This is a genomic window from Acinetobacter sp. YH12235, assembly GCF_013417705.1.
Classification (GTDB): Bacteria; Pseudomonadota; Gammaproteobacteria; order Pseudomonadales; family Moraxellaceae; genus Acinetobacter.
Genome location: NZ_VPDL01000071.1, coordinates 1 through 1,168, shown reverse-complemented (window position 1 = coordinate 1,168; position 1,168 = coordinate 1). Strand labels below are relative to the sequence as shown.

Below are 1,168 nucleotides of genomic sequence, written 5' to 3'. Positions count from 1 at the left end.
ATTATTATAGAAGCCCCCATGAATAAATCGCTCATCATTTTCGGCATCGTCAACATAACCTCGGACAGTTTCTCCGATGGAGGCCGGTATCTGGCGCCAGACGCAGCCATTGCGCAGGCGCGTAAGCTGATGGCCGAGGGGGCAGATGTGATCGACCTCGGTCCGGCATCCAGCAATCCCGACGCCGCGCCTGTTTCGTCCGACACAGAAATCGCGCGTATCGCGCCGGTGCTGGACGCGCTCAAGGCAGATGGCATTCCCGTCTCGCTCGACAGTTATCAACCCGCGACGCAAGCCTATGCCTTGTCGCGTGGTGTGGCCTATCTCAATGATATTCGCGGTTTTCCAGACGCTGCGTTCTATCCGCAATTGGCGAAATCATCTGCCAAACTCGTCGTTATGCATTCGGTGCAAGACGGGCAGGCAGATCGGCGCGAGGCACCCGCTGGCGACATCATGGATCACATTGCGGCGTTCTTTGACGCGCGCATCGCGGCGCTGACGGGTGCCGGTATCAAACGCAACCGCCTTGTCCTTGATCCCGGCATGGGGTTTTTTCTGGGGGCTGCTCCCGAAACCTCGCTCTCGGTGCTGGCGCGGTTCGATGAATTGCGGCTGCGCTTCGATTTGCCGGTGCTTCTGTCTGTTTCGCGCAAATCCTTTCTGCGCGCGCTCACAGGCCGTGGTCCGGGGGATGTCGGGGCCGCGACACTCGCTGCAGAGCTTGCCGCCGCCGCAGGTGGAGCTGACTTCATCCGCACACACGAGCCGCGCCCCTTGCGCGACGGGCTGGCGGTATTGGCGGCGCTGAAAGAAACCGCAAGAATTCGTTAACTGCACATTCGGGATATTTCTCTATATTCGCGGTTCAGCAGGCATGTCCCCTTTGAGGGCGACCCGACGACAGGATAATCGACCTTATGGTGCGCAAATATTTCGGCACAGACGGTATTCGTGGCAAAGCCAACGAAGGCGCGATGACGGCGGAAACCGCCTTGCGCGTCGGCATGGCGGCTGGCCGTGTCTTTCGTCGCGGTGACCACCGCCATCGTGTCGTGATCGGCAAGGATACGCGCCTGTCGGGCTATATGCTTGAACCCGCGCTCACAGCCGGTTTCACCTCGATGGGCATGGACGTATTCCTTTTTGGCCCGCTGCCGACAACGTA

1 protein-coding gene and 1 pseudogene are annotated in these 1,168 nt (G+C 59.8%); both read left to right on the top strand.

Features of this window, described 5'->3' with window-relative positions; genetic code table 11:
* Positions 1–18 precede the first annotated feature (18 nt).
* On the top strand, positions 19–834 hold the full coding sequence (sul2, locus tag FTV13_RS15575) for a sulfonamide-resistant dihydropteroate synthase Sul2 (RefSeq protein ID WP_001043260.1): 816 nt from the start codon (positions 19–21) through the stop codon (positions 832–834).
* 86 nt (positions 835–920) lie between these two features.
* Positions 921–1,168 (top strand): annotated as a pseudogene (glmM, locus tag FTV13_RS15570) (phosphoglucosamine mutase); the annotation flags it as partial.